Genomic DNA, 24,659 nt, shown 5'->3' on the forward strand with positions numbered 1-24,659 from the left:
TAGTAGATTGCGATTGGATATAAAAGAAAAAAAGAAAACCCAATAGAAAATAGTTTCCTATTGGATTTTATAGATGAAATTTCATTAAAAAAATTGCTGTTATTTGTGACGACCTTTCAACACCTTGACAACGTCATTCAATTGAAATCCTTTGGCTTGTAATAGAATTAAATAATGAAAAAGTAAATCAGCGCTTTCGTCCAAAAATAAATGATCGTTATTGTCTTTGGCTTCAATAACCACTTCTACCGCTTCCTCTCCCACTTTCTGGGCAATTTTGTTGATTCCTTTTTCGAATAATGAGGCAACATAACTCTTTTGAGAATCCGCATTTTCACGTCGAGATTTGATGGTTTCTTCCAACTTTGAAATAAATCCATACTCCTGATTGTTAGTTTCTTGCCAGCACGTATCTGAACCTGTATGACAAGTTGGTCCTTGTGGTTTTACTTGGATTAAAAGTGTATCCGCATCGCAATCATTTTTGATGGAAACCAAGTTTAAAAAGTTGCCGCTTTCTTCGCCTTTTGTCCAAAGTCTTTGCTTGGAACGGCTATAAAATGTTACTTTTTTGGTATCCAAAGTTTTTTGATAGGATTCAGCATTCATATAACCCAACATCAATACGGTTTTGGTTTCGCTATCTTGAATAATCGCTGGAATCAATCCGTGTGCACTTTTTGAAAAATCTATTTCCATAATTTAAAGTTAGAAGCTAGAAGCTAGAAGCTAGAAGTTGCGAGGTTGAAATTTAAAACTTCGTACCTCGTACCTCTAAATTCGTACCTCAATATTATTATTTTTAAGTTCTTTTTTCAATGTTTTAATTTCAATTTCCTTGAAATGAAATACGCTTGCCGCCAAGGCTGCGTCTGCTTTTCCTTCGACAAAGGTATCAACAAAATGTTGGATATTTCCAGCTCCACCCGAAGCAATGATCGGAATGTTGACCAATTCAGATAAAATGGCCAAGGCTTCATTCGCAAAACCGTTCTTGGTTCCGTCGTGATTCATTGAGGTGAAAAGGATTTCTCCTGCGCCTCGTTGTTCCACTTCTTTTGCCCAATCGAATAATCTGATTTCCGTTGGAACTTTTCCTCCTACCAAATGAACGAACCATTCTCCATCAATTTGTTTGGCATCGATAGCAACTACAACACATTGACTGCCAAATTTTTGCGCCAAATCATTAATCAACTGTGGATTTTTTACCGCCGAAGAATTGATGGAAACTTTATCTGCGCCGTTGTTCAGTAAGGCTTCAACATCTTCAACAGATGAAATTCCACCACCAACAGTAAACGGAATATTGATGGTTGCGGCTACTTTCCGAACCAAATTCAACAAAGTACTTCTGCGCTCTTCGGTTGCTGAAATATCAAGGAAAACCAATTCGTCTGCTCCTTCATCGGAATAGATTTTAGCCAATTCCACAGGATCGCCAGCATCTCGCAAATCTACGAAATTAACGCCTTTTACGGTTCGACCGTTTTTGATGTCAAGGCAAGGGATTATTCTTTTTGTTAACATTTATTTGTTGTTACGTAGAGACGTTGCAATGCAACGTCTCTACCGTGATACTATATAATTTTCCAATTGTTTTAACGAAATTCTTCCTTCGTAAATTGCTTTCCCAATTATCGTTCCTTCGCAACCCAATTCGGCTAATTTTGGCAATTCATCAAAGGTTGAAATTCCTCCAGAAGCAATTAATTTTATTCCTTTGGCATCCGCCAAAATCTTAGCATACAAATCAAAACTTGGTCCTTCGAGCATTCCGTCTTTGGCGATATCAGTGCAAATTACGTACTGAATTCCTTTGCTTTGGTAATCCTGAATAAAGGGAACCAATTCTTCCTTTGAATCTTCCAACCAACCTGACACGGCTACTTTTTCGTTATTGGCATCGGCTCCCAAAATGATTTTATCCGAACCGTATTCAGCAATCCATTTCTCGAAAATAGCTCTGTTTTTTACAGCTATACTTCCTCCCGTGATTTGGTTGGCACCAGATTCGAAAGCTATCTTCAAATCAGAATCCGCTTTTAATCCACCACCAAAATCAATTTTTAATTTGGTTTGAGAAGCAATTTGTTCCAATATTTTATAATTGACAATTTTGCTTGATTTTGCACCATCCAAATCCACTAAATGCAAATATTCGATTCCGTGCGCTTCGAATGATTTGGCCACTTCCAGCGGATTTTCGTTGTATATAATTTTGGTATTGTAATCGCCTTTCGATAAGCGAACACATTTTCCTTCGATGATGTCTATGGCGGGAATTATTCTCATTGTAAAGTTAGAAGTTAGAAGTTAGAAGTAGGAAGTTTTTGAGGATTTGTTCTCCAATGTCCCCACTTTTTTCAGGGTGAAATTGCGTTCCATAGAAATTGTCATTTTCTAATGCAGAGGAATATTCTAATTCATAATTGGTCGTTGCAATGGTTTCTTTACAAATTGAAGCATAAAAACTATGAACCAAATACATATATTCGTTTTCGGCGATGCCGCTGAATAACTCCGATTTTAGATTGTAAATGGTGTTCCAACCCATTTGAGGCACTTTTACTTTGGATGAAAATTTAACCACGTCCACATCAAAAATTCCCAATCCTTTGGTATCACCTTCTTCGGAATAATTACACATCAATTGCATTCCCAAACAAATACCTAAAACAGGTTGTTTCAATGTTGGAATCAAAGTATCCAAACCACTTTCTTTCAGCATTCTCATTGCATAACTTGCTTCTCCAACTCCTGGAAAAATCACTTTGTCGGCTGCTTTTATTTCGTCAGGATTGTTGCTCAAAACCGCTTTGTATCCCAATCTTTCGATGGCGAACATAATGCTTTGAATATTTCCTGCTCCGTAATTTATGATTACTATTTTCATTGTTTTTTTGTTTCTCCTGCAAGGTTTTTTTCAAACCTTGTAGGTTTAAAAATCTCTCATTATTACACCTACAAGGTTTGAAAAAAACCTTGCAGGAAATCGTAAAACTTACAACATTCCTTTCGTGCTAGGCAAAATCATTTTCTCCGTGTCACGCTTTACGGCCACTTTTATCGCTTTGGCGAATGCCTTGAAAATGGCTTCGATTTTATGGTGTTCGTTCGTTCCTTCCGCTTTAATGTTGATATTGGCTTTAGCGCCATCCGAAAAGGATTTGAAGAAATGATAGAACATTTCTGTTGGCATTTTACCTACCATTTCACGTTTGAATTCGGTTTCCCAAACCAACCAGTTTCTACCTCCAAAATCTATGGCTACTTGCGACAAACAATCGTCCATTGGCAAACAAAAACCGTATCTTTCTATGCCTAGTTTATTTCCTAATGCTTTGGCAAAAACCTCTCCCAAGGCAATGGCAGTGTCTTCAATAGTATGGTGTTCATCGACTTCCAAATCGCCTTTTACGATGATTTCCAAATCCATTTGGCCGTGACGCGCGATTTGATCGAGCATATGATCAAAAAAAGCAATTCCTGTATCGATTTTGCTTTTTCCGGTTCCGTCAAGATTCAAGTTAATATAAATATCGGTTTCATTTGTTTTTCGGGTAATGGATGCCGAACGTTCCTCTAATTTTAAAAACTCGTAAATGACCTTCCATTCTGTGGTTTGCAAAGCAATGACAGCATCCAATTCGTGTCTTTTTGACGAAATTTCATCGCTTCCCAACTCTTGATCATTGCTGATGAAAATAGCTTTTGAACCCAAGTTTTTAGCCAATTCTACATCGGTTATTCTGTCGCCAATGACGAATGAATTTTCTAAATCGTATGCTGGATTATTGATGTATTTTGTCAACATTCCTGTTGCGGGTTTGCGAGTGGGCAGATTTTCGTGAGGAAAAGATTTATCGATACACACTTCACTGAAAACCACTCCTTCATTTTCAAAAGCTTTCATTACCAAATTATGCACCGGCCAAAAGTTGACTTCTGGATGTGAGTCAGTTCCTAAACCGTCCTGATTGGTTACCATCACCAATTCAAAATCCAATTCGGCAGCAATTTTCCCTAAATATTGAAAAGCTTTTGGATAAAATTCCAATTTTTCGAAACTGTCCAATTGATAATCATTGGGTTCTAAAACCATTGTTCCGTCTCGATCTATAAAAAGTATTTTTTTCATTATATAACTATATTTTTTTATTTGTTTGTGCGTTGAATAAAATTAAATTTATTTCTTTTTATATAATCCAACTGGATAATCTTTTATAAAATCCCAATCAACATCAATTTGTATATGTAATTCTAATTTTTTATCGGAATATTTCGCTTTCAAATCATCAAATATTTTCAAAAAGAAATCAGAGTCTTCTCCAAAAAACCAATAATTTCTTGCTCCTCCATAAGTTTCAACAAGAAAAATAATACCATTGCTTTCAGATTGAAGTAAGTTTACAATTTCATTATCAAAATCAGAAAGAGATTTGTTATATTCAGATGTTGGTAAACCATTGTCCTTAACACTATCAAAAGTATGTTCTATATTAATTAATTTTGGATACTTTGATTGATATTTCCAAATATCTTCGTACTTCGGAAGTCTTAAGTATAGAGGAAGTCCTTCATATTCAATTTTAGATGTTAACCATTCCATTTTTTCTGCCGGTTTATTTTGTGCGATCGATATCATTGTAAATATCAAAAACATTAAAGCAAATATTTTTCTGACTTTATTATTCATTTCGTTTTTAGAGTTTATCCATTATATGGTTAATAAAACCTCCATCAACTTCTTATTTTCTTCCTCCGTTCCAATAGTCAAACGCAAAGTGTTTTCACATAAAGGCTGTGTAGTTCGGTTTCGAATAACAATTCCTTTGGCTATCAATTCGTCGTATCTTTTATTGGCATTATCTACTTTTATCAAGATAAAATTGGCTTCAGTCGGATAGATTTTTTCAACAAATATTACATCAACTAGTACTTTAAGTAATACTTCTCTTTGCGCAATAATAGAAGCTATTTCAGATTTAATCTTTTCAGGATCACTCAATCTTTCCAAAGCTCTTAATTGTGTCAATTCATTTACATTATACGGTGGTTTGATTTTGTTTAAAACTGAAATCACCGCAGGAGAACCATAACAAATTCCCAATCGGATTCCTGCCAATCCATACGCTTTAGAAAGGGTTTGCGTAATCACCAAGTTGGGATAATCTTCAATTTTAGCCAACCAACTTTCTTTGTCTGAAAAGTCAATGTAAGCTTCGTCAATTACTACCAAACCTTTAAAATTTTGAAGCAATTTCAACACACTTTCATCCGAAAAAGAATTCGCTGTTGGGTTATTTGGTGAACACAAAAAGATGATTTTGGTATTTTCATCAACAGTATCTAATATCTTTTCGACTTGTGGTTGAAAATCAGTCGAAAGTAGCACCTCCTTGTTTTCGATGTTATTCAAGTTAGCCAAAACACCGTACATTCCGTAAGTTGGCGGCAAAGTGATTACGTTATCAATTTTTGGCTCACAAAAAGCTCTGAAAATCAAATCTAGCACTTCATCGCTTCCGTTACCCAATAAAATTTGATTTTTGGTCACATTTTTAAGCTTCGCCAAAACCGATTTTACATTACTTTGTTGTGGATCAGGATAACGATTTACGCCATTTTGGAACGGATTTTCATTGGCATCCAAGAAAACCATATTGGCGGTGTCAAAATCCTCAAATTCGTCACGTGCCGAAGAATAAGGCTTCATCGACTTGACGTTTTCACGGACTAAATTATTTATGTTGAAATCTTTCATTTTTCTAATTATAATTTTATAAACTTGATTTTCTCCATTTGTACAACATTGCTCGTTTACGATTGTCAATATCGTTAATTCTAAACCCCGTTATATCTTCAATTCTATAAATTACTAATCCTTCATCTTCACCAAGTTTTCCAACGCAATGAAAGATAAAATCAGTTTCCGAAACTTCAATAATAAAACCTGAAAAATAACTGGAATTAATTTCCAAACTAGTTATTTTGTCTAAATTACCTTCTAATTGTTTTAGAAGTTCAAATTGCCAATCTTCACTTTCGATAAGCAAAATATTGGTTTCATCTTCTTTTTCCAATTCATTTGAATAATCTATCACACATTGCATTACTTTTTCGTATTCATCATTAAAATCTACACTTTGAATATCTGAAATTTGAGCAATAATAATCCCATCTTTTTTACCATATTTAGTGTAATGTTGAATTTTTACTAAATTTTCATTATAGTCAATTACATAACCACACCAAAATCCTTCATCGTCATTGTACTTCCACAATCCAATAAGCTCTTTGTTTAGTTTTGATCTTTCTAATATTTTATTAAATATACTCATCTAATTGATTTATTATATTGATTTAATACCTACAAGGTTTTAGAAACCTTGCAGGATTCTAATCGTAATGTAACTGCATTTTTATGAGCTTGCAATCCTTCGGCTGCTGCCATAATTTCAATCGCTTTACCAATGTTTTGAATCCCTTTTTCGGATATTTTTTGGAAAGTCATCGATTTCATAAAACTATCCAAATTCACGCCCGAATAATTCTTGGCGTAACCATTGGTTGGCAAAGTATGATTGGTTCCCGAAGCATAATCTCCGGCACTTTCCGGAGTATAATTCCCAATAAAAACCGATCCTGCATTACCAATATTATTTATATAGAAATCTTCGTCTTTTGTGCAAATAATAAAATGTTCCGGGCCATATTCGTCGATTAAATCCAAAGCAACTTTGTCATTTTCGACAAAAATCAATTTGGAGTTGGCAATGGCTTTTTCGGCGATGGCTTTTCGGGGTAAAACTTCCATTTGTGAATAAATTTCAAGTTCGACTGCGTCGATCAATTCTTTTGAAGTAGAAACCAAAATCACCTGACTGTCGGTTCCGTGTTCTGCCTGAGACAATAAATCGGAAGCTATGAAAGCTGGAACTGCAGAATCATCAGCGACAATCAACAATTCCGAAGGTCCTGCTGGCATATCTATAGCCACACCAAATCGAGTTGCCAATTGTTTGGCCACGGTCACGAACTGGTTTCCAGGTCCAAATATTTTATAGACTTTGGGTATCGACTGAGTGCCAAATGTCATTGCGGCAATGGCTTGAATTCCACCCACTTTCAATATTTTGGTCACACCGCATAAATTGGCGGCGTATAAAATGGCAGGATTGATGTTTCCGCTTTTGTCTGGTGGCGAACACAAAACAATTTCGTTGCAACCTGCGATATTTGCTGGAACAGCCAACATCAAAACGGTCGAAAACAAAGGTGCTGTTCCTCCGGGAATGTACAAACCAATTTTTTGAATGGGCCTTTTTTCTTGCCAACAATGCACACCTTCGGTCGTTTCTACTTCCACTTTTGCCGTTTTTTGAGCGGAATGAAATTTTTCGATGTTCGATTTCGCCAATTGTATGGCAGATTTCAATTCATCTGGAATAGTGGCAATGGCATGCTCCATTTCTGAGGCAGAAACTTCAATGTTTTGAAAAGCGACTCCGTCAAATAGTGAAGTATATTTGGCAACAGCCTCATCCCCTTTTTTTTGAACTTCCTTGAAAATTGCTGTAACAGTAACTTCAATATCATCAATGGTTTGAGTTGGTCTTTTTAGAATTTCCGACCAAGTTTCGGGTTTTGGATTGAATATTTTGTTCATTTTAGCCCCCTAGCCCCCAATGGGGGAATTGCTACAAGAGAGGTTGCTTGTATTTTTAATTCTCAATTTATTTTCTAACTCCCCTTTCGGGGATTGGCGGGCTAAAGCACCATTTTCTCAATTGGACAAACCAGAATTCCTTCGGCACCAGCCTCTTTTAATTGATCGATAACATCCCAAAAACTGTCTTTGTCGATTACGGAATGAACGCTGCTCCAGCCCTCTTCTGCCAATGGCATCACGGTAAGACTTTTTAAAACCGGTAAAATTTTACCAATGGCTTCAATTTTATCATTAGGAACGTTCATCAAAATGTATTTTGATTTTCGGGCTCTCAAAACCGATTCTATTCGGAATTGAAGTGTATCGATAATCGTTTGAACTTCTGGAGTTACTTTTGGCGACACAGCTAGTACTGCTTCGCTTTTGAAAATCACTTCTACCTCTTTCAGATTATTTTTGAACAAAGTACTTCCGCTGGAAACAATATCTACGATAGCATCGGCAAGACCTATGTTTGGAGCAATTTCGACCGAGCCCGAGATTTGGTGAATATCCACCGTCATTCCAAATTTTGCAAAATAATCGATAACCGTGTTCGGGTATGAAGTGGCAATACGCATTCCTTCTAAATCCTTGATAGAATTGTACTCAAATGTTTTAGGAACCGCTACAGAAACTTTACATTTCGAAAAACCTAATTTCTGGATTGCCTTAATATTCTTCCCTTTTTCGACTAAAAGGTTATCGCCTACAATGGCAACATCTACCACCCCATCAATTAAATATTGAGGAATATCGGAATTTCTAAGGTACAAAACTTCCAAAGGGAAGTTCGTGGCCTCGGCTTTGAGTTGGTCATTCCCGTTATTAATGGAAATGCCACAATCTTTTAGTATTTGGATGCTATCTTCGTTTAAGCGTCCTGATTTTTGAATGGCAATTTTTAAAGTACTCATTTGTTAGTTTGTTTTTGTTGTTTATAGTTTTGTTTGAGCACAACCGATTTAAAATAAAAAACCCGTTTGATATACTCAAACGGGTTTTTAAATATGATGATTACACGCATACCATTAACACATCGCTTGAGAGCAATACTGAAAATGATGGTGATGCAATTGATTTGATAACATAATTTTTTATTGAATAATTCTTTTATTCGATTGCAAATATAATAGAAAATCTAGTAACAATGCAATTTTTATTTTAACTTTACTTAATTAAATTGTTAAAACCACTTGTGGTACTTTGGATACGCACAAGTGGTTTTTGCATTCTGTTTTGAAAAACTATGCTTCTACAGCTTCTAAAGTTGGTCCAGCTGCCACTAAACGTTTTCCTTCTTCATTTCCTGTATACTGATCAAAGTATTTGATGTAACGACCTGCTAAATCTTTGGCTTTATCATCCCAATCTGCTTTGATGGTATAGGTATCTCTTGGATCTAGAATTCCTTCGCTCACGTTTGGTAAAGCGGTTGGGAATGTCAAATTCAAGAAAGGAATAGTTTTGGTTTCGGCATTATTGATGTCACCGTTGATGATCGCATCAATAATCGCTCTGGTATTTTTCAAAGAAATTCTTTTTCCAGTTCCATTCCATCCTGTATTCACTAGGTATGCACTAGCTTTATGCTCTTTCATTTTTCCAATTAATGTTTTAGAATACATCGTTGGGTGTAATGTAAGGAAGGCTTCACCAAATGCTGGAGAGAACGAAGGTTCTGGAGCAGTAATTCCTCTTTCGGTACCGGCTAATTTAGAAGTATATCCACATAAGAAGTGGTATGCCGCTTGATCATCAGTCAAGATAGAAACTGGAGGCAAAACCCCAAATGCATCAGCAGAAAGGTAAATGATTTTGCTAGCGTGTCCAGCTTTTGATGGCAATACAATTTTGCTAATATGGTGGATTGGGTAAGAAACTCTAGAATTTTCGGTGATTGAATGATCGTAATAATCAATTTCTCCATACTCATCAACGATAACATTTTCTAATAAAGCATCTCTTTTGATCGCTCTCCAAATGTCTGGTTCGTTTTGTTCGCTCAAGTCGATAACTTTTGCATAACATCCTCCTTCGTAGTTGAATACTCCATTGTCATCCCAACCGTGTTCGTCATCACCAATTAAATATCGTTTTGGATCGGCAGATAAAGTAGTTTTTCCAGTTCCAGAAAGACCAAAGAACACCGCTACATCACCTTTTGGTCCTACGTTAGCAGAACAGTGCATAGAAGCCATACCTTTCAATGGTAAGTAGTAGTTCATCATAGCGAACATCCCTTTTTTCATTTCGCCACCGTACCAAGTACCTCCAATAATTTGGATTTTTTCAGTAAGATTGAATAAAACGAAGTTTTCTGAATTTAAACCTTGTGCCTCCCAGTTTGGATTTTTTGCTTTAGATCCATTCATTACGATAAAGTCCGGTTTTCCAAAGTTTTCCAATTCATAAATCGAAGGTCTGATAAACATATTAGTCACAAAGTGAGCTTGCCAAGCAACTTCCATCACGAAACGAACTTTAAGTCTCGTATCTTCGTTTGTTCCGCAAAATGCATCTACAACATATAATTTTGGAGAAGTAGAAAGTTGCTCTAATGTAAGCGCTTTCAAATCATCCCAAACTTCTTTAGTCGTTGGGTAGTTCGGAGTGCTAATACCAGATTCTTTATCCCAACAAATTGTGTCTTTAGTTACATCGTCTTTTACAATATATCTATCTTTAGGAGAACGTCCTGTAAATATACCCGTTTTTACTGCAACACAACCTGTATCGGTCAAAGCTCCTTTTTCGAAACCTTTTCTTTTATGCGAAACTTCCGCTTGATACAATTCTTCGTAAGTTGGATTGTATGCTACTTCATGATACCCTGTAATCCCTAAATCATGTAATTCCTGAATAATTCTAATGTTTTTCATAATTCAATTTTTATTATTTGTTTTATTCTCTAAATTCTTTTCCAAAATTAAGAAATTATCATCGAATAAACCTGATAATTATCATATTTTTAAAATATCTACGAAAACGTTTTCTGTGTTTTCAGGGCTTCCCGGGGTTTTTTATGATAAATATCATATTTACTGTATTTATAATTTGTAACTTTGAAAAAGAAAAAACAAGGGATTTTTTTTACTACTTATTATGATAGAAACACCTCAAAAGTTAATCGAAGATAGAAAAGCGCAAACCGTTTTGAACTTGCTCACCGAAATTGGAGAAATGATGATTAACAGTGGGGCACATACTGCTAGAATAGTCCGGAATCTAGAGCGTATTGCCATTGGTCTTGGCTATAATTGTGAATTAGTATTGACTTATACCGGTATTGTGATATCGGTGTACAAGCAAAATAAGTTTAAAGCTCACACGCTAGCGAAGACCATCAAATCAAAAGGATTGAATTTTGAAACCATTTCAGAAATCAGTATTTTATCTTGGGATGTATTTGAAAATAAGATTTCAATAGACGAAATTAAATCGAAATTAAAACAAATCAAAGCTAGAAAAGTATATACAAATCTTCAATTATACACTTTGGTTCCCCTGGCCAGTGTTGCGCTTTGTATGTTATTTGATGGAGATGCTTTGCAGGCCTTAATTGTATATTTCTCTACTTTGTTTGGCTTTTTTGTCCGACGTAGCATGATGTTAAAACATTATAATCATAAAGTTGCTTTTTATATTGGAGCAACCATTTCAACACTATTTATTCATTTCATTGGGGTGTTTTGCGCTATACAAGTAAAGGAAGCATTGGTTGTTTCGATTTTGTATCTGATTCCTGGCGCTGTAATGATCAATTCCTTTATCGATTATTTAGAAGGATATTACGAGTCAGGTACTGCCCGAATCATTTATAGTTTAATGCTCATATTAATGGTGTCCTTTGGTTTCTTTACCTCGGCAATGATCTTCGATTTGCCGCAAGTCCAAACCTTAAATGTATTTGATTTTTCAGATTTACAAAAACAAATTCGACAACTATTTGAACCACAAGGCTTAGCAGTGGAGGTTGCAAAATTTATTTTCGGTGGAATAACCTCCTTAGGATTTGCTTTGATGTTCAATACCCCGAAACGTGCCCTGTGGACGGTTTTTATCCTAGGCGCCTTTGGGTATTTGTTTAAATTCTTATTGAATGCCGAATTTGATGTAAACCTTACTTTATCTATTTTTATTGCTTCTTGCTTTGTCGGAATTTCAGGAATGTATTTTGCCCATCGCGCCCACACTCCGCCAATAATTTTTATGATACCAGCCGTGATCAATATGATTCCTGGTTTATTGAGTTACGAATTTATGATGGGAATGATCGATTGGATTAGTGGCAAAAATGGGCAAAAACCAGCCGTTGAGGAAGTAATTCAAACTTTGTCCTACGGCATAGTAACCCTGTTTATTTTATTTGCTTTAGCCTTTGGGGTGGCTTTTCCTGTGGTTGTTTTCAAATCGTATTCTGTGAAAGGGAAAGATCTCAATGTATTGCTCAAAAAGTTATTTGTGAGAAATAACGAATAACTAGTATTTAGTTCACCAAGTATTTAATTTTAAATATATATATAATGTTCGAATGGTTTCACTTTTTATTTACTCCGACCGATGAGCCGGAGATGACACAATCCTTAATTGTTTTATTTTTGGCTATAAGTGTCGGTTTTTTTGTCGGTAAAATCAAACTAGGTAATGTATCCCTGGGAGTTTCTGCTGTGATGTTCGTAGGCCTATTTTTGGGGCATTTAGGATTCACAATGAATGTTGATTTGCTTCAATTTGTTCGTGAATTTGGCTTAATTCTTTTTGTGTACGGAATTGGTATTCAAGTCGGGCCCACTTTCTTTTCCTCCTTTAAAAAAGAAGGATTGGTTTTTAATGCTTTAGGCGTTGGTACTGTTTTTCTTGGTGGAATTATCACTTATTTAATCCACTTGCTGGCGAATATTAAAGTAGAAAACGCAGTCGGATTAATGTCTGGTTCTGTTACCAATACGCCTGGATTGGGAGCGGCCAAATCAACGCTAATCGAAATTCAAAAACAATTGAATCTACCTACGGATCATTTTTCAGATCCCGCAATTGCCTATGCTATTACCTATCCCGTTGGTGTGTTTGGTATTATCTTTCTAATTATTTTAGCTAAAAACGTATTGAAAATTGATCTTAAGAATGAAGTAAAATTACTAAAAGAAAAAAATAAAGACTCCGAAAATAAAATTGTCCGTCAGAAATGTAGAGTCACGAATCCGGATGTTTTCGGTAAAACAATCAAACAAGTTTTGAAAGAATTCAAAATTGAAGATGTAATTATTTCAAGACAAAAACATAGCGGAACAACTGTGGTCTACTCCCCTTCTCTAGATGCTGTAATCAACAGAAAGGACGTTTTAATGGTAGTCGCCAAACAAATAGATCTTGATAATTTCATTAATTGCGTTGGAAAAATTTCAACCGATTTATTTATTGAATCTGAAGAAGATGTAACTACAAAAATTATAAGTGTTACTCACAAAACGGCTGTACACAAAACTTTGGCACAATTGGATTTATACAACCAATATGACGTAAGAGTTACCCGAGTTATTCGTTCTGGTTTAGAGTTACTTGCGCAACCTTCGCTAGAGTTATTTTATGGTGATACATTGATGGTAGTGGGAAATAGACAAGCCATTGAAGAAGCCGAAAAAATTATTGGAAATTCTAAAAAAATACTCCTAGAACCAGATTTCCTTTCCCTTTTTGGTGGATTAATTTTTGGAGTTATCATTGGTTCTATACCATTCTTCATTCCGTCATTACCCGTTCCATTGAAATTAGGTTTGGCTGCAGGGCCACTTTTGGCTGCCTTATTCATCAGTCGCTATGGTGGTGTTGGCGTTATTCACTCGTACATCAACAATGGCGCAATTCACTTTATGAAAGACTTCGGTATTTGTATGTTTTTTGCTGCGGTGGGTATCAAAGCGGGACACGGTTTCTATGATAGTTTTATCGAAAATAATGGATGGATGTGGATTTATTATGGTTGTTTCATTACGTTCATACCGCTAACATTATTGGTACTGATCAGTAGATTTGTATTCAAACTCAATTTTTATCAAATGGTAGGTATTATGAGTGGATCTTATACCGATCCAGCCGCCTTAGCTTTTAGCACAAAATACCTTGATTCCGACATCCCTAATCAATCGTATGCCACTGTCTATCCATTGGTGACGATTAGTAGAATATTAGTGGCCCAATTACTCATCTTGCTTTTTGCGAGTTGATACCCTATATATTTCAATCGAAAGGGGCTATTTCACAAACTGTGAATAGCCCCTTTTACTTTAATATAAGTACCTTCTAAAGAATTATGAAAATCTCGCAGTACAGTTTTCAATACGTTTTACAAAGCATCCATTCGATATCAAGTTTTAAAATTAGTACCCTACTAAACCGTTGTTCCTTCATTATCGAACTGTTTTTAGTTACTATTAATAGTCTTATCGGTAACGATAACAAAAAAAACTCGCCAAAGTGACGAGTTTAAATATGATATAAAATATAAAATTAATTCCATCCGCCGCCTAACGCTCTATACAATTGTACCATAGAACTCAATTGGTTTTGAGTTAATTCAGAAAGACTTAATTCCGCTTCGAATAAAGCTCGTTCGATATCTAAAACTTCCAAATAGGAAATATAACCGTTATAATATCTCGCATTCGACAGCTCTAAATTTTTTCGAGCAGCAATTACTTGTCTGTTTCTAGCTGTCCATTCGTCTTTATAGGTTTTAACATTCTGCAAGGATTGTTCGACTTCTGCGACAGCAACAACGCAGGTTTTTTGATACGAAAGTCTAGATTCTTCTGCTATTTGACGGTAAATCTCAACTCTTCGTTTGTTTTTTCCAAAGTTGAAAATAGGTCCCGCAACACCTGCACTAGCATTTTGTAAATAGGATGAACCATCAAACAAAGTACTGACGGATCCACTGGCAAATCCCGCTAAAGCAGCAATATTAAAAGAGGGGAATCGCATTGCTTGGGCTACACCAATTCGTTCGTTAGAGGCCATATATAATCTTTCAGCTTGATTTACATCAGGACGATTGCGTAACAATATCGATGGGATAGATTCCGGAATAGCATTAGAAACTTGTAATTCCATACTCGATTTACCTCTTTCTATTGGACCGGGAGCTTGCCCCATCAGAATTGAAATAGTGTTTTCGAGATTGGTTATTTGACGTTTAATCGCCGGAATGGTCGCCTCAGCAATCGCAACTTGTTGCTCCACTTGCATCAAATCTACTTCTGAAACATAACCCGCTTTGAACCTTTGATTAATAATATCATAGGCTTTTTGTCTTGTTTCTAATGTTTTTTGAGTGATGATCAATCGATTATCAAAATCACGAAGTTGAAAATACGAAACAGCGATATCACTTACCAGATTCGAAAGAATTACTTTTCGACCTTCTTCACTGGCTAACAATTCGTTTTGGACCGCTCTATTTTCGTGACGAATTTTACCCCAAAAGTCTAGTTCCCAAGACAGTGTTGCCGAAGCTGTATTTGGTGTAAACGATTTGTCGTTACTATTCACGGTCGCACCGTAGCCAATGGCAGGCAATAAATCTGCTTTGGTATAACCCAATTCAGCTCTAGTGCGCTCGATACGAGCCATCGCAATTCGCATATCATAATTATTGGAAAGGCCTTTATTAATGAGCCCTTTAAGAACATCATCATTGAAGAGATCAAACCATTTTATATTGACCACCGAAGCCAAGGTATCAACATTTGTGGCTCCGTTGCGAAAAGTAGCAGCGCTTTGCTCTTCAGGTTTTTTATATTTGGGTCCAACCAAACAACCAACAGGAAGAATGGCAAGGATAAGAATGACAACAACTATTTTAATTTTACTCTTCATGATCTGTTGTTTTTGAATCTATATTATTTTCAGTTGCTGAAACTACCTCTTGCTTTTTTCCAATGTTTTCGATCATTACATACAAACCGGGTACAATGAGAACCCCGAGTACTGTAGCAACCAACATCCCCGCGAATACAGCCATACCCATTACTATACGTGCTTGTGACCCTGCACCAGTAGCCGTAAGCAAGGGAACCACTCCTAGAATAAAGGCGAAAGCAGTCATTAAGATCGGTCGAAAACGCAGTTTAGCCGAAACCACTGCCGCTTCGTATAATGGTGTTCCCCTTTCGTGTTCTTCTTTGGCAAACTCAACGATAAGGATGGCATTTTTTGCCACAAGACCAATGAGTAATACCAAACCGATCTGGGCAAAAACGTTATTTACATACGCGTCGCTAGTGAATCGAGCTAAAAATAATCCCAAAAATGCTCCAAATACCGCTAAAGGTGCTCCAAGTAATACACTAAAAGGCAATTTCCAACTTTCGTATTGTGCAGCAAGTATTAAAAACACGAACAACAAAGCCATTAAAAACACGGAGCTACTACTTGGTGAATTTTTTTCTTGATACGATAGATTGATATAATCAAAACTCATATCGGCAGGTAAAGTTTCTTTTGCTACTTCTTCTAAAGCAGTCAAAGCTTGCGCACTACTGAAACCATCGTTTGCACTTCCCCCTATTTCAGCTGAACGGAATAAATTCAATCGGTTGGTAAAATCAGGGCCGGTCACTTTGGTAGCGGTTACAATGGTTGAAATCGGTAGCATTGTACCATTGTTGTTTTTCACATAAACCATATTCAGATTTTCTGGTTTAACACGATCAACAGCTTCCCCTTGAATAAAGACTTTGTATTGACGCCCAAAACGATTGAAATCATTCACATAAGTTCCTCCCAAAAATGCCCCTAGCGTCTCCGTTACTCTTGAAACTGGCACACCCAACTTCATCGCTTTTTCATTGTCAATTTCTAATTTTATCTGAGGTGTTGCAGCATTAAAAGTGGTGTAAATACGTTGGATTTCAGGTCTTTTTTGAGCAGCAGCAATAAATCGCTGTGTTTGTTGTGCCAAATATTCTGGGGTATTCCCGCCTCGATCTTGCAGCATTATACTAAAACCAGCCGAAGCTCCTAAACCTTGTATAGCCGGTGGTCCAAACGCAAATGCTGATCCTTTGGTTACTTGCATCGCTAATTTAGCATTTAATTGATCTGTAAATTCTTTAGCTGTAAATGAACGTTCTTCCCAAGGTTTTAATGCGATAAAAATAAATGCATTATTAGGCAGATTCGAACTTGTAAGCAAACTATATCCATTGATTGTAGTGTAGGAGAGAATAGCATCCTCCTTTTTCAAGATAGCATCTACTTGTTTGGAGACTTCTTCGGTTCGCTGTAAAGAAGAAGATGGCGGTAATTGTATATTCAACAATACATAGCCTTGGTCCTCCTCAGGAATAAATCCTAACGGGATTTTTATTCCTAAAAATGTCACTGCGATCAATATCACACCTAAAAGTGCAACAATTCGCATCGATTTTTTGGCAAAGAAATTAACCCCATTAAGATATCCTCCAGTTACTTTTTCAAAAATCCTGTTGAATCCTGCGAAAAATTTAGCCAACCAACCGGTTTGCTCTTCGACAGGTTTTGTAGGTTTTAAAAGCATTGCACATAAGGCAGGACTTAATGACAAAGCACTAAAGGCTGAAAACGCAACCGATACAGCAATGGTTATAGCAAACTGCTGATAAAAACGTCCCGTAATACCGGGTGTCATTGCCACAGGAATGAAAACCGCACACAAAATTAACGCGATAGCAATTACAGGTCCCGAAACTTCTTTCATTGCTTGTATAGTGGCTTCACGCGGTGTTTTGCCCTTTTCAATATGATGCATCACCGCTTCGACTACCACAATGGCATCATCGACGACAATTCCAATGGCCAAAACCAATCCTAATAATGAAAGCGTATTTATGGAGAATCCCAGTAGAGGAAAAACCGCTATCGTACCAATTAATGAAACAGGAACGGTAATTAAAGGGATTAATGTAGCGCGCCAATTTTGAAGAAAGATGAACACTACAAGGATAACCAATAATATTGCTTCAAAAAGCGTATGCACAATATCCTCCACACCTGCTGTAATAGCTAAAGTAGTATCTAATGATTCTTGGTATTCTATGTCTTTAGGAAATCTTTCAGACATTTCCTTCATTGCTGCTTTGGCTGCGGCTGCAACTTCTAATGCATTACTTCCCGGCATTTGGAAAATTGTTATTGCAGCAGCTGGATTGCCATTTCTTCTAGCATTTGTGCTGTAATTTTCAGTACCCAATTCAATACGCGCAATATCACTTAACAATACTTCTGCACCATCTTCTTTGCTTCGAACTACTATATTTCCAAATTGTTTTTCAGTTACCAATCGATCCTGTAGAGTAACACCGTAGGTAAATTCAGTACCCAAAGGAGCAGGTTGAGAACCAAATTTCCCTCCAGGACTAATCATATTTTGGGCATTCAAGGCATTTTTTACATCTTCGACTGTAACACCCAATTTAGTCATTACGCCAGCCTTCAACCAAACTCTCATTGAATAATCGCTACCCCAAAGTGTAACTTCACCAACTCCTTTGATACGAGCCAATCGATCGGCAATATTAATACTCGCATAATTGTTTAAAAATTTTGCATCGTATTTAGGATTATTAGAAGTTAAGGTAAACAACATCAATGGAAAAGAAAGCGATTTTTTGACCACTACACCTTGTTGCTTAACGCTTGCAGGCATAAATGGAGCGGATTGTGCTTGACGGTTTTGAGTAAGCATATTGGCATTATCCAAATTAGTACCTACATCAAAAGTTACTTCTAGCGTTAGCGCACCATCGGAAGTGTTGATGGATTTCATATACAACATATTCTCAACACCATTTACTTTTTGTTCAATTGGTGTTGCTACTGCCTGTTCTACATTCAACGCGTTTGCTCCTGTAAATGAGGTGGTTATTTTTACAACTGGCGGAACAATATCAGGATACTGAGAAACTGGTGTTTTTTGTAAAGCTAATAATCCAAGTAACACAATAATGATACTGATTACCATCGCAACTATTGGTCTTCTAACGAAAAATTCTCCCATAATTATTTTCTCTAAATTATTTAGTTGGTGCAGTTTCAGCCTGACCCGGTTTCCATTGTATAATTTTTGGCGTTATCACGCTACCGTTTTTCAACAAAGAAGTACCACCCATTGCTATTTTGTCACCCGATTTTAAACCATCTTCAACGATGTAGCCATCTTTAATCGCCGGTCCGGGTTTAATAATTTGCATTTGAACTTTACTACTGTCTCCTAATACATATACTTGATAAATACCTTGCATTTCTATAACTGCTCGTTGCGGAATGACTAGCGCAGCATTTCGAACATCAGTAACAACCCCTATTTTTACATACTGTCCCGGGCGCAATAATTTATCTGGATTGGGAAATGCAGCTTCAAAAGTTATGGCCCCCGTAGTAGGATCTACTTGTCGGTCTGCAAAACTTACTTTTCCGGTTTGAGGATAGATTGTACCATCCGATAATGTCAAAGAAATGGATTGACCAGCCCCTTTTAATTTTGAATCTGGTTTGTTTACTTCTCTGTAAATTCGGAGAAATTCTTGTTCACTCATTGTAAAACGAACCCTTACATCTCCCAAGTCAGAAACAGTATTTAGAACAGAAGTTGCTCCAGGTCGCACGTAATCGCCCACTCTCACTTTAGAAATTCCAATCAAACCAGTAATTGGTGCCAATATTCGGCAATACCCCAATTCTAATCTTGCGTTTTGCAAACTTGCTTTTGTAGCACTTATCGCGGCTAACGATGCGTTATAAGCTGACTTTGCGGCTACTAATTCTCTTTGACTTACCGCATTAATTTTAGCCAAGGGCACCATCATTTCATAATCTGATTTGGTTTTTGCTAATCGTGCTTCAACCTCTGCCAATGAACCTTCCGCTTGATTGACTTTAGCTTGGAACGGAAGTGGATCGATGGTGTACAGCAACTGACCTTTGGTTACTAAACTCCCCTCTTTAAAATTGAGGCTTTCAATCACGCCATCCACTCTAGGATTTATTTGAATGTCTGCCTGTCCGAAGGTTTGTCCGGTAAATTCTGATTCCAATCTCACATCTTGTTGCAAAACATCGGTAACTGCAATCTCCAGAGGTTTCATTTCTGGTGCAGCTCCTTTCTTGCAAGAAAAAGATAGGAACACTACTAATAGAGCCGCTAAATAATACGTTTTTTTCATTTCCATTTTTATTACATTGTGTTTAATTTTTTTTACTTTTAAATCTAAAATGATAGTACTTTTATCTTTTTTGTAATATAATTTCTTGTAAATTTAATAAAATTTTACATTTTTGAAAGTTGTTTATTCATTTATTACATAAAAATTATTTTACCTCCATTTAATTCAAATTTTCAAGCACCACGATACTAACCGAAACAAAAAAACCAAGTACTGTAAATACCCCAGCTAATTTTCCGCCGTGCTCATAGGCCTCGGGAATCATTGAATTGGCAAGCATCATCAAAATCGCACCGCCAGCAAATGCTTGAATAAAAGATAGCCATTCGTTTGAAGCTCCTCCAAAAAGAGAAAAACCTGCAACGGTAGCAAAAGCACAAAACAAGGCAATAAATAACCAAAGCATTAATATTTTACTCTTGGCCCAACCTCCTTCTTTCATTCCTGAGGATCCTGCAATAGCTTCGGGTAGATTGGATATAAATACAGCAACCAGCATGGCTAGACTAATTTTACCTCCTTCAAATATTCCTAATCCAATTACAATAGATTCTGGAATTCCATCCAGAATAATAGCCAAAACCATCGGAACTACCAAACTGGAACTTTTCTCAGATCCTACTTTATTTCGGTTACTTGCCCCAAAATTGCCAATAAATTTGTCAGAGAAAAAAAAGGTTGCAGCTCCAGCAAATAAACCAAAGGCAGGGAATCCTGTACCTTTGCCCATGGTAACTGCTTCGTAAATTAATTCGTAAGAAATGGCTGAGATCAGGGTTCCAGCGCCAAATCCCATCACAATACCAATAGAGCGATTACTCAATGAAAAACGAACTGCAATAATCCCACCTATTAGTAAAGAAGAGGTAGCGAGTAACCCCCAAAGAAATGCTTCTATCATTTTTGTTTTTTTAGTATAACAAATTTAGTTAATTTTAACATACTAAAATTAGTTATGTATAAGTAATTACCCCAGTTGTAATTCAATACCGAAATAAAATAACTTGGAAAACAATCTTATTTCAACACATAAAAGCGTTTTTTGAATCCATTTTTCACTAAATTTACCATTATTAAACCCAAAACATTATGGCAAAATCAGACCACTTTGAAGAAAACGCTAGGAATTTAAGCAATTTAAGCAAAAAAGAATTGATAAAAAAGGCAAAAAATTTTTCTAAACAATATTGTGTAGGCAAAGGGGATAACTTTCGATTGAAAGACTACGAAACCAAAGCCAGTTTCAAATTAGGAGAAGACGGGAAAGAATTAGTCAAAGAAACTTTGCAAATAGGAGTCGATGCTTTGGCTGCGATGCAAGACATTTTATATGCCCAAGACAAATGGTCGCTATTGATTATTTTCCAAGCTATGGATGCCGCAGGCAAGGACGGAGCCATCAAACACGTAATGTCGGGCGTAAATCCACAAGGCTGTCAAGTGTCGTCATTTAAGGCACCCAGTTCCGAGGACTTAGACCACGATTATTTATGGCGTTGTCAAAAACATTTGCCCGAACGAGGACGCATCGGAATTTTTAATCGTTCGTATTATGAAGAAGTATTAGTGGTTCGGGTGCACGAACAAATATTAAGGAATCAAAAACTACCTGATAAATTGATTACCAAAGACATTTGGGAAGACCGTTTTCAGGACATTCGCAATTTCGAAAAATACCTGAATAGAAACGGGACAGTAGTGATTAAATTTTTTCTAAACGTTTCGAAAGAGGAACAAAAAGAACGATTTATAGAACGCGTTGATGACCCTGATAAAAACTGGAAATTTAGTGCTGCCGATGCTAAAGAACGAGGCTATTGGAACGATTATATGCACGCTTACGAAGAGCTAATCAAAAATACTTCGACCGAAAAATCGCCTTGGTATGTCATCCCCGCGGATAATAAATCGTATGCACGTATTGCAATTGCATCTGCCATTATCACCGCTTTAGACGAATTAGATTTAGAATATCCATCGGTAAGTGAGGAAAAAATTGCCGAATTGCAAGCCGTTAGAAAAGCGCTAATGGAAGAAAAAGATTAAATAAAAATATATGCCTCAAATTTTTCCGATAGCACAATGGATAAAAACATATTCAGGCCAAACTTTAAAAAGTGATACTATAGCAGGAATTACTTTGGCAGCCTACGGAATTCCTGTTTCCTTGGCCTATGCAACTCTTGCTGGCTTACCCCCAGAATATGGTATTTATGGCTATCTGATAGGAGGCCTATTCTACGCCTTTTTTGGAACAAGCAAACAATTGGCTATTGGGCCAACTTCCGCAATTTCATTACTTATAGGCACAAGCATTGGTGCTATGGCCAATGGTAATCTGCAACGATTTGCAGACATTGCCTCACTAACAGCATTAGTATTCGCCATTATGGCAATTATTGCCTATCTGTTGCGTTTAAGTGGCATTATTAATTTTATTAGCGAAACTGTTTTGGTTGGTTTCAAAGCCGGAGCTGCCATCACTATTGGCTTGACTCAATTCCCCAAAATATTGGGCATCAAAGGCGGTGGCGAAAATTTTTTTGACCGCATTAGTACTATTTTTCAACAGCTAAACGAGACCAATACTATCGTGTTGGTATTTGGAATTATTGCTATCATTTTTCTCTTAATCGGTGAGAAAATTGCTCCAAGCAAGCCTGTAGCATTAGGTATTGTGGTGGTGTCAATTGTCCTCATTTCTGCTACTTCATTAGGTAGCAGTGGCTTTAAAACGGTGGGCACTATCCCAAGTGGTTTGCCGGAATTTCGATTGCCTTCTTTGCGCATAAGTGATGTCGATGGTGTACTCCCACTCGCTTTGGCTTGTTTTCTATTATCTTACATCGAAAGCGTTTCGGCAGCAAGAGCATTAGCCCAAAAAAATGGATATTATATCGACTCTCGACAGGAATTATTAGCACTTGGACTGGCGAACGCCGCAGTAGCTTTGGGTCAAGGATATCCTGTAGCAGGAGGATTATCGCAATCGGCTGTCAACGATAATGCTGGAGCAAAAACACCGCTAGCCTTAGTTTTCGCATCAGTTAGTATTGCATTTTGCCTATTATTTTTAACTGGATTTCTGCAAAATTTACCTACAGTTATTCTTGCCGCTATTGTTTTAGTTGCCATCAGAGGCCTTGTGGATATCAAAGAATTTAAACATTTGTATAAAATCAATAAAAAAGAATTTTTTGTTGCGGTGATAGCTCTTGTTGCGGTACTGCTATTTGGGATTCTTAAAGGGGTTTTACTTGCAGCAATTGTGACTTTGGTGTTGTTAATTAAGTCAGCTTCAACACCTAATGTAGCATTTTTAGGAAGAATTCCGGGAACCAAACGCTATACGGATATCGAACGACATCCCGATAATGAAATCATCCCGGGCATACTTATCATTCGAATTGAATCGGCCATTTTATACTTTAATGCCGAAAATATAAAGGAACAAATTTGGGCAAAAATAAATAGTGAACCTACTGCTTTAAAATCAGTGATACTAGACCTTAACTCCTCTCCTTACATTGATATTTCTGGAGCTCGATTTTTAAAGCAACTGGTAATTGACTTAAAGGTAAAATCTATTTCTTTGAAAATTGCAGAAGCACGTTCTGAAGTACGGGATATTCTGCGTTCTGAGGATTTAGAAGATATCTTGGGCCACATTAGTCGATTTGTTTCGGTTGATGATTTGGTGATTGAAGCTACTACTAAAATCGTATAACACGATTCGGGAATACTTATTTATAGTAGCAGTTACTTTTCCTTTTTTGTAAACGAAGCATATTTTCCCACTAACATCGAAATAATAACGGCAATATAAAGTTGCCCCGACACACTGATCAAAACCGCGAGCGACTTTGAAATGGGATGTGTGGGCACAATATCGCCATAACCCGTAGTAGCAAAAGTCATAAAAGTATAATAGATATTGTTATGTAGCGGCTCTAAAGTATCTATTTTTTGATTTTCAAAAAAATTTGCGTTGTAAGCCCCGGGAACAGTGGATGCAACGATCGCGACAATGAGACTAAAAGCAAATCCCAACAATAGATATCCTGAAATAGAATCGACTATTACTTTCGCCGTGACCGTTGCAATTGACGAAACCTGTTTTATCAGGCCTAACACAAGAAATATAAAAAATAAAAAATTTATAATTTTGAATAGTTGCTTCAAAAGTACTATTTCGCTAAAAAAGGAAACCCAAATTGTTATGCTTAGAAAAATAATTACTCTAATCAATGATTTTGTGTTTTTTTTTATGGCCAATACCGCGAATATAAAAACAAAGGATAATGAAAAAGAATACAGTAAGTTCAAATTATTTCCGGGAAATACGGGAATTACGAACACAGTAATGAAGGTAAAAAATAGAAGAAAAGCATTGGCAAAAGGAAAGGAATGATAAGGCCTTCTGGTCCAAAAAGCATTTTTTAAAGGTATCATAGTTACACTTTTTAACTTAGTATGTCATCTATATACAAATTTCGAGCGCTATTCAGTATTACAAATACCTTGATCGAAAATTGAAATTTAATGCTACCTCAAATATACTCAAAAAAGTCAATCTATTTGATGCTTCTAGCCTACTCATTTTAAATACTCCAAAAAATAAACTAGTTAGGTTTTGCATCATTTTGGGCATCTTCCTTTTTTAACTTCTTGCAAAAAAATCAAAGGTGGTTTTGCAGTATTTAAAATAATTTATTATCATATAATTTAATGGTAAATATTTT

Annotated in this window: 20 protein-coding genes; 4 read left to right on the plus strand and 16 right to left on the minus strand. The window is 36.4% G+C overall.

The features are described 5' to 3' along the window. Positions 1-99 precede the first annotated feature (99 nt). The 11 genes from hisIE to pckA form a co-directional block, all read right to left on the minus strand. Entirely contained in the window at positions 100-699 is a 600-nt protein-coding gene (hisIE, locus tag E1750_RS02195) for a bifunctional phosphoribosyl-AMP cyclohydrolase/phosphoribosyl-ATP diphosphatase HisIE (RefSeq protein WP_133275191.1), read from the minus strand. Positions 700-774: 75 nt separating this feature from the next. Beyond that, entirely contained in the window at positions 775-1,530 is a 756-nt protein-coding gene (gene hisF / locus E1750_RS02200; RefSeq protein WP_133275192.1) for an imidazole glycerol phosphate synthase subunit HisF, read from the minus strand. 39 nt (positions 1,531-1,569) lie between these two features. After that, a complete protein-coding gene (gene hisA / locus E1750_RS02205) occupies positions 1,570-2,295 on the minus strand; it encodes a 1-(5-phosphoribosyl)-5-[(5-phosphoribosylamino)methylideneamino]imidazole-4-carboxamide isomerase (protein ID WP_133275193.1) in 726 nt (241 codons plus the stop codon). A 7-nt stretch (positions 2,296-2,302) separates the two neighbouring features. Then, complete coding sequence (gene hisH, locus E1750_RS02210; protein ID WP_133275194.1) at positions 2,303-2,896, minus strand: imidazole glycerol phosphate synthase subunit HisH; 594 nt, start codon at positions 2,894-2,896, stop codon at positions 2,303-2,305. A 108-nt stretch (positions 2,897-3,004) separates the two neighbouring features. Then, positions 3,005-4,141, minus strand: coding sequence for a bifunctional histidinol-phosphatase/imidazoleglycerol-phosphate dehydratase HisB (gene hisB / locus E1750_RS02215; RefSeq protein WP_133275195.1), 1,137 nt, complete (start codon positions 4,139-4,141; stop codon positions 3,005-3,007). 48 nt (positions 4,142-4,189) lie between these two features. Then, positions 4,190-4,699 (minus strand): DUF695 domain-containing protein, encoded by a 510-nt coding sequence (locus tag E1750_RS02220; RefSeq protein WP_133275196.1) that lies wholly within the window; start codon positions 4,697-4,699, stop codon positions 4,190-4,192. A 21-nt stretch (positions 4,700-4,720) separates the two neighbouring features. Beyond that, entirely contained in the window at positions 4,721-5,767 is a 1,047-nt protein-coding gene (hisC, locus tag E1750_RS02225; protein ID WP_133275197.1) for a histidinol-phosphate transaminase, read from the minus strand. A 16-nt stretch (positions 5,768-5,783) separates the two neighbouring features. Beyond that, positions 5,784-6,344, minus strand: coding sequence for a hypothetical protein (locus E1750_RS02230; protein WP_133275198.1), 561 nt, complete (start codon positions 6,342-6,344; stop codon positions 5,784-5,786). A 29-nt stretch (positions 6,345-6,373) separates the two neighbouring features. After that, positions 6,374-7,672, minus strand: a complete 1,299-nt coding sequence (gene hisD / locus E1750_RS02235) for a histidinol dehydrogenase (protein ID WP_133275199.1) — start codon at positions 7,670-7,672, stop codon at positions 6,374-6,376. A 101-nt stretch (positions 7,673-7,773) separates the two neighbouring features. Continuing rightward, positions 7,774-8,631, minus strand: a complete 858-nt coding sequence (gene hisG / locus E1750_RS02240) for an ATP phosphoribosyltransferase (protein WP_133275200.1) — start codon at positions 8,629-8,631, stop codon at positions 7,774-7,776. Positions 8,632-8,961: 330 nt separating this feature from the next. Further along, a complete protein-coding gene (gene pckA, locus E1750_RS02245) occupies positions 8,962-10,596 on the minus strand; it encodes a phosphoenolpyruvate carboxykinase (ATP) (RefSeq protein ID WP_133275201.1) in 1,635 nt (544 codons plus the stop codon). Positions 10,597-10,819: 223 nt separating this feature from the next. Here pckA and E1750_RS02250 point away from each other — a divergent pair, with 223 nt between their 5' ends. Then, entirely contained in the window at positions 10,820-12,196 is a 1,377-nt protein-coding gene (locus E1750_RS02250) for a threonine/serine exporter family protein (RefSeq protein WP_133275202.1), read from the plus strand. A gap of 44 nt (positions 12,197-12,240) precedes the next feature. Then, positions 12,241-13,941 (plus strand): putative transporter, encoded by a 1,701-nt coding sequence (locus E1750_RS02255; RefSeq protein ID WP_133275203.1) that lies wholly within the window; start codon positions 12,241-12,243, stop codon positions 13,939-13,941. 283 nt (positions 13,942-14,224) lie between these two features. Here the strand turns inward: E1750_RS02255 and E1750_RS02260 are convergent, their stop codons facing one another. The 4 genes from E1750_RS02260 to E1750_RS02275 all read right to left on the minus strand — a co-directional run bounded on the left by E1750_RS02260 (position 14,225) and on the right by E1750_RS02275 (position 20,818). Next, positions 14,225-15,592 (minus strand): efflux transporter outer membrane subunit, encoded by a 1,368-nt coding sequence (locus tag E1750_RS02260; protein ID WP_133275204.1) that lies wholly within the window; start codon positions 15,590-15,592, stop codon positions 14,225-14,227. Then, positions 15,582-18,752, minus strand: coding sequence for an efflux RND transporter permease subunit (locus tag E1750_RS02265; protein WP_133275205.1), 3,171 nt, complete (start codon positions 18,750-18,752; stop codon positions 15,582-15,584). The genes E1750_RS02260 and E1750_RS02265 overlap by 11 nt, the downstream gene beginning before the upstream one ends. Before the next feature lie 16 nt (positions 18,753-18,768). Then, the gene (locus E1750_RS02270; protein WP_133275206.1) at positions 18,769-19,917 is read right to left on the minus strand and encodes an efflux RND transporter periplasmic adaptor subunit; all 1,149 of its coding nucleotides are present in this window, start codon (positions 19,915-19,917) and stop codon (positions 18,769-18,771) included. Between the two features lie 160 nt (positions 19,918-20,077). Then, positions 20,078-20,818 (minus strand): ZIP family metal transporter, encoded by a 741-nt coding sequence (locus tag E1750_RS02275; RefSeq protein WP_133275207.1) that lies wholly within the window; start codon positions 20,816-20,818, stop codon positions 20,078-20,080. Between the two features lie 188 nt (positions 20,819-21,006). On the opposite strand from E1750_RS02275, the gene E1750_RS02280 reads away from it, so the two are divergent. Further along, positions 21,007-21,963, plus strand: coding sequence for a polyphosphate kinase 2 family protein (locus E1750_RS02280; protein ID WP_133275208.1), 957 nt, complete (start codon positions 21,007-21,009; stop codon positions 21,961-21,963). Between the two features lie 10 nt (positions 21,964-21,973). Next, positions 21,974-23,644, plus strand: a complete 1,671-nt coding sequence (locus E1750_RS02285) for a SulP family inorganic anion transporter (protein WP_133275209.1) — start codon at positions 21,974-21,976, stop codon at positions 23,642-23,644. Positions 23,645-23,676: 32 nt separating this feature from the next. Here the strand turns inward: E1750_RS02285 and E1750_RS02290 are convergent, their stop codons facing one another. Next, a complete protein-coding gene (locus tag E1750_RS02290) occupies positions 23,677-24,369 on the minus strand; it encodes an ion channel (RefSeq protein ID WP_133275210.1) in 693 nt (230 codons plus the stop codon). Positions 24,370-24,659 lie beyond the last annotated feature (290 nt).

The organism is Flavobacterium nackdongense, from assembly GCF_004355225.1.
In the GTDB taxonomy this organism is placed as follows: Bacteria; Bacteroidota; Bacteroidia; order Flavobacteriales; family Flavobacteriaceae; genus Flavobacterium; species Flavobacterium nackdongense.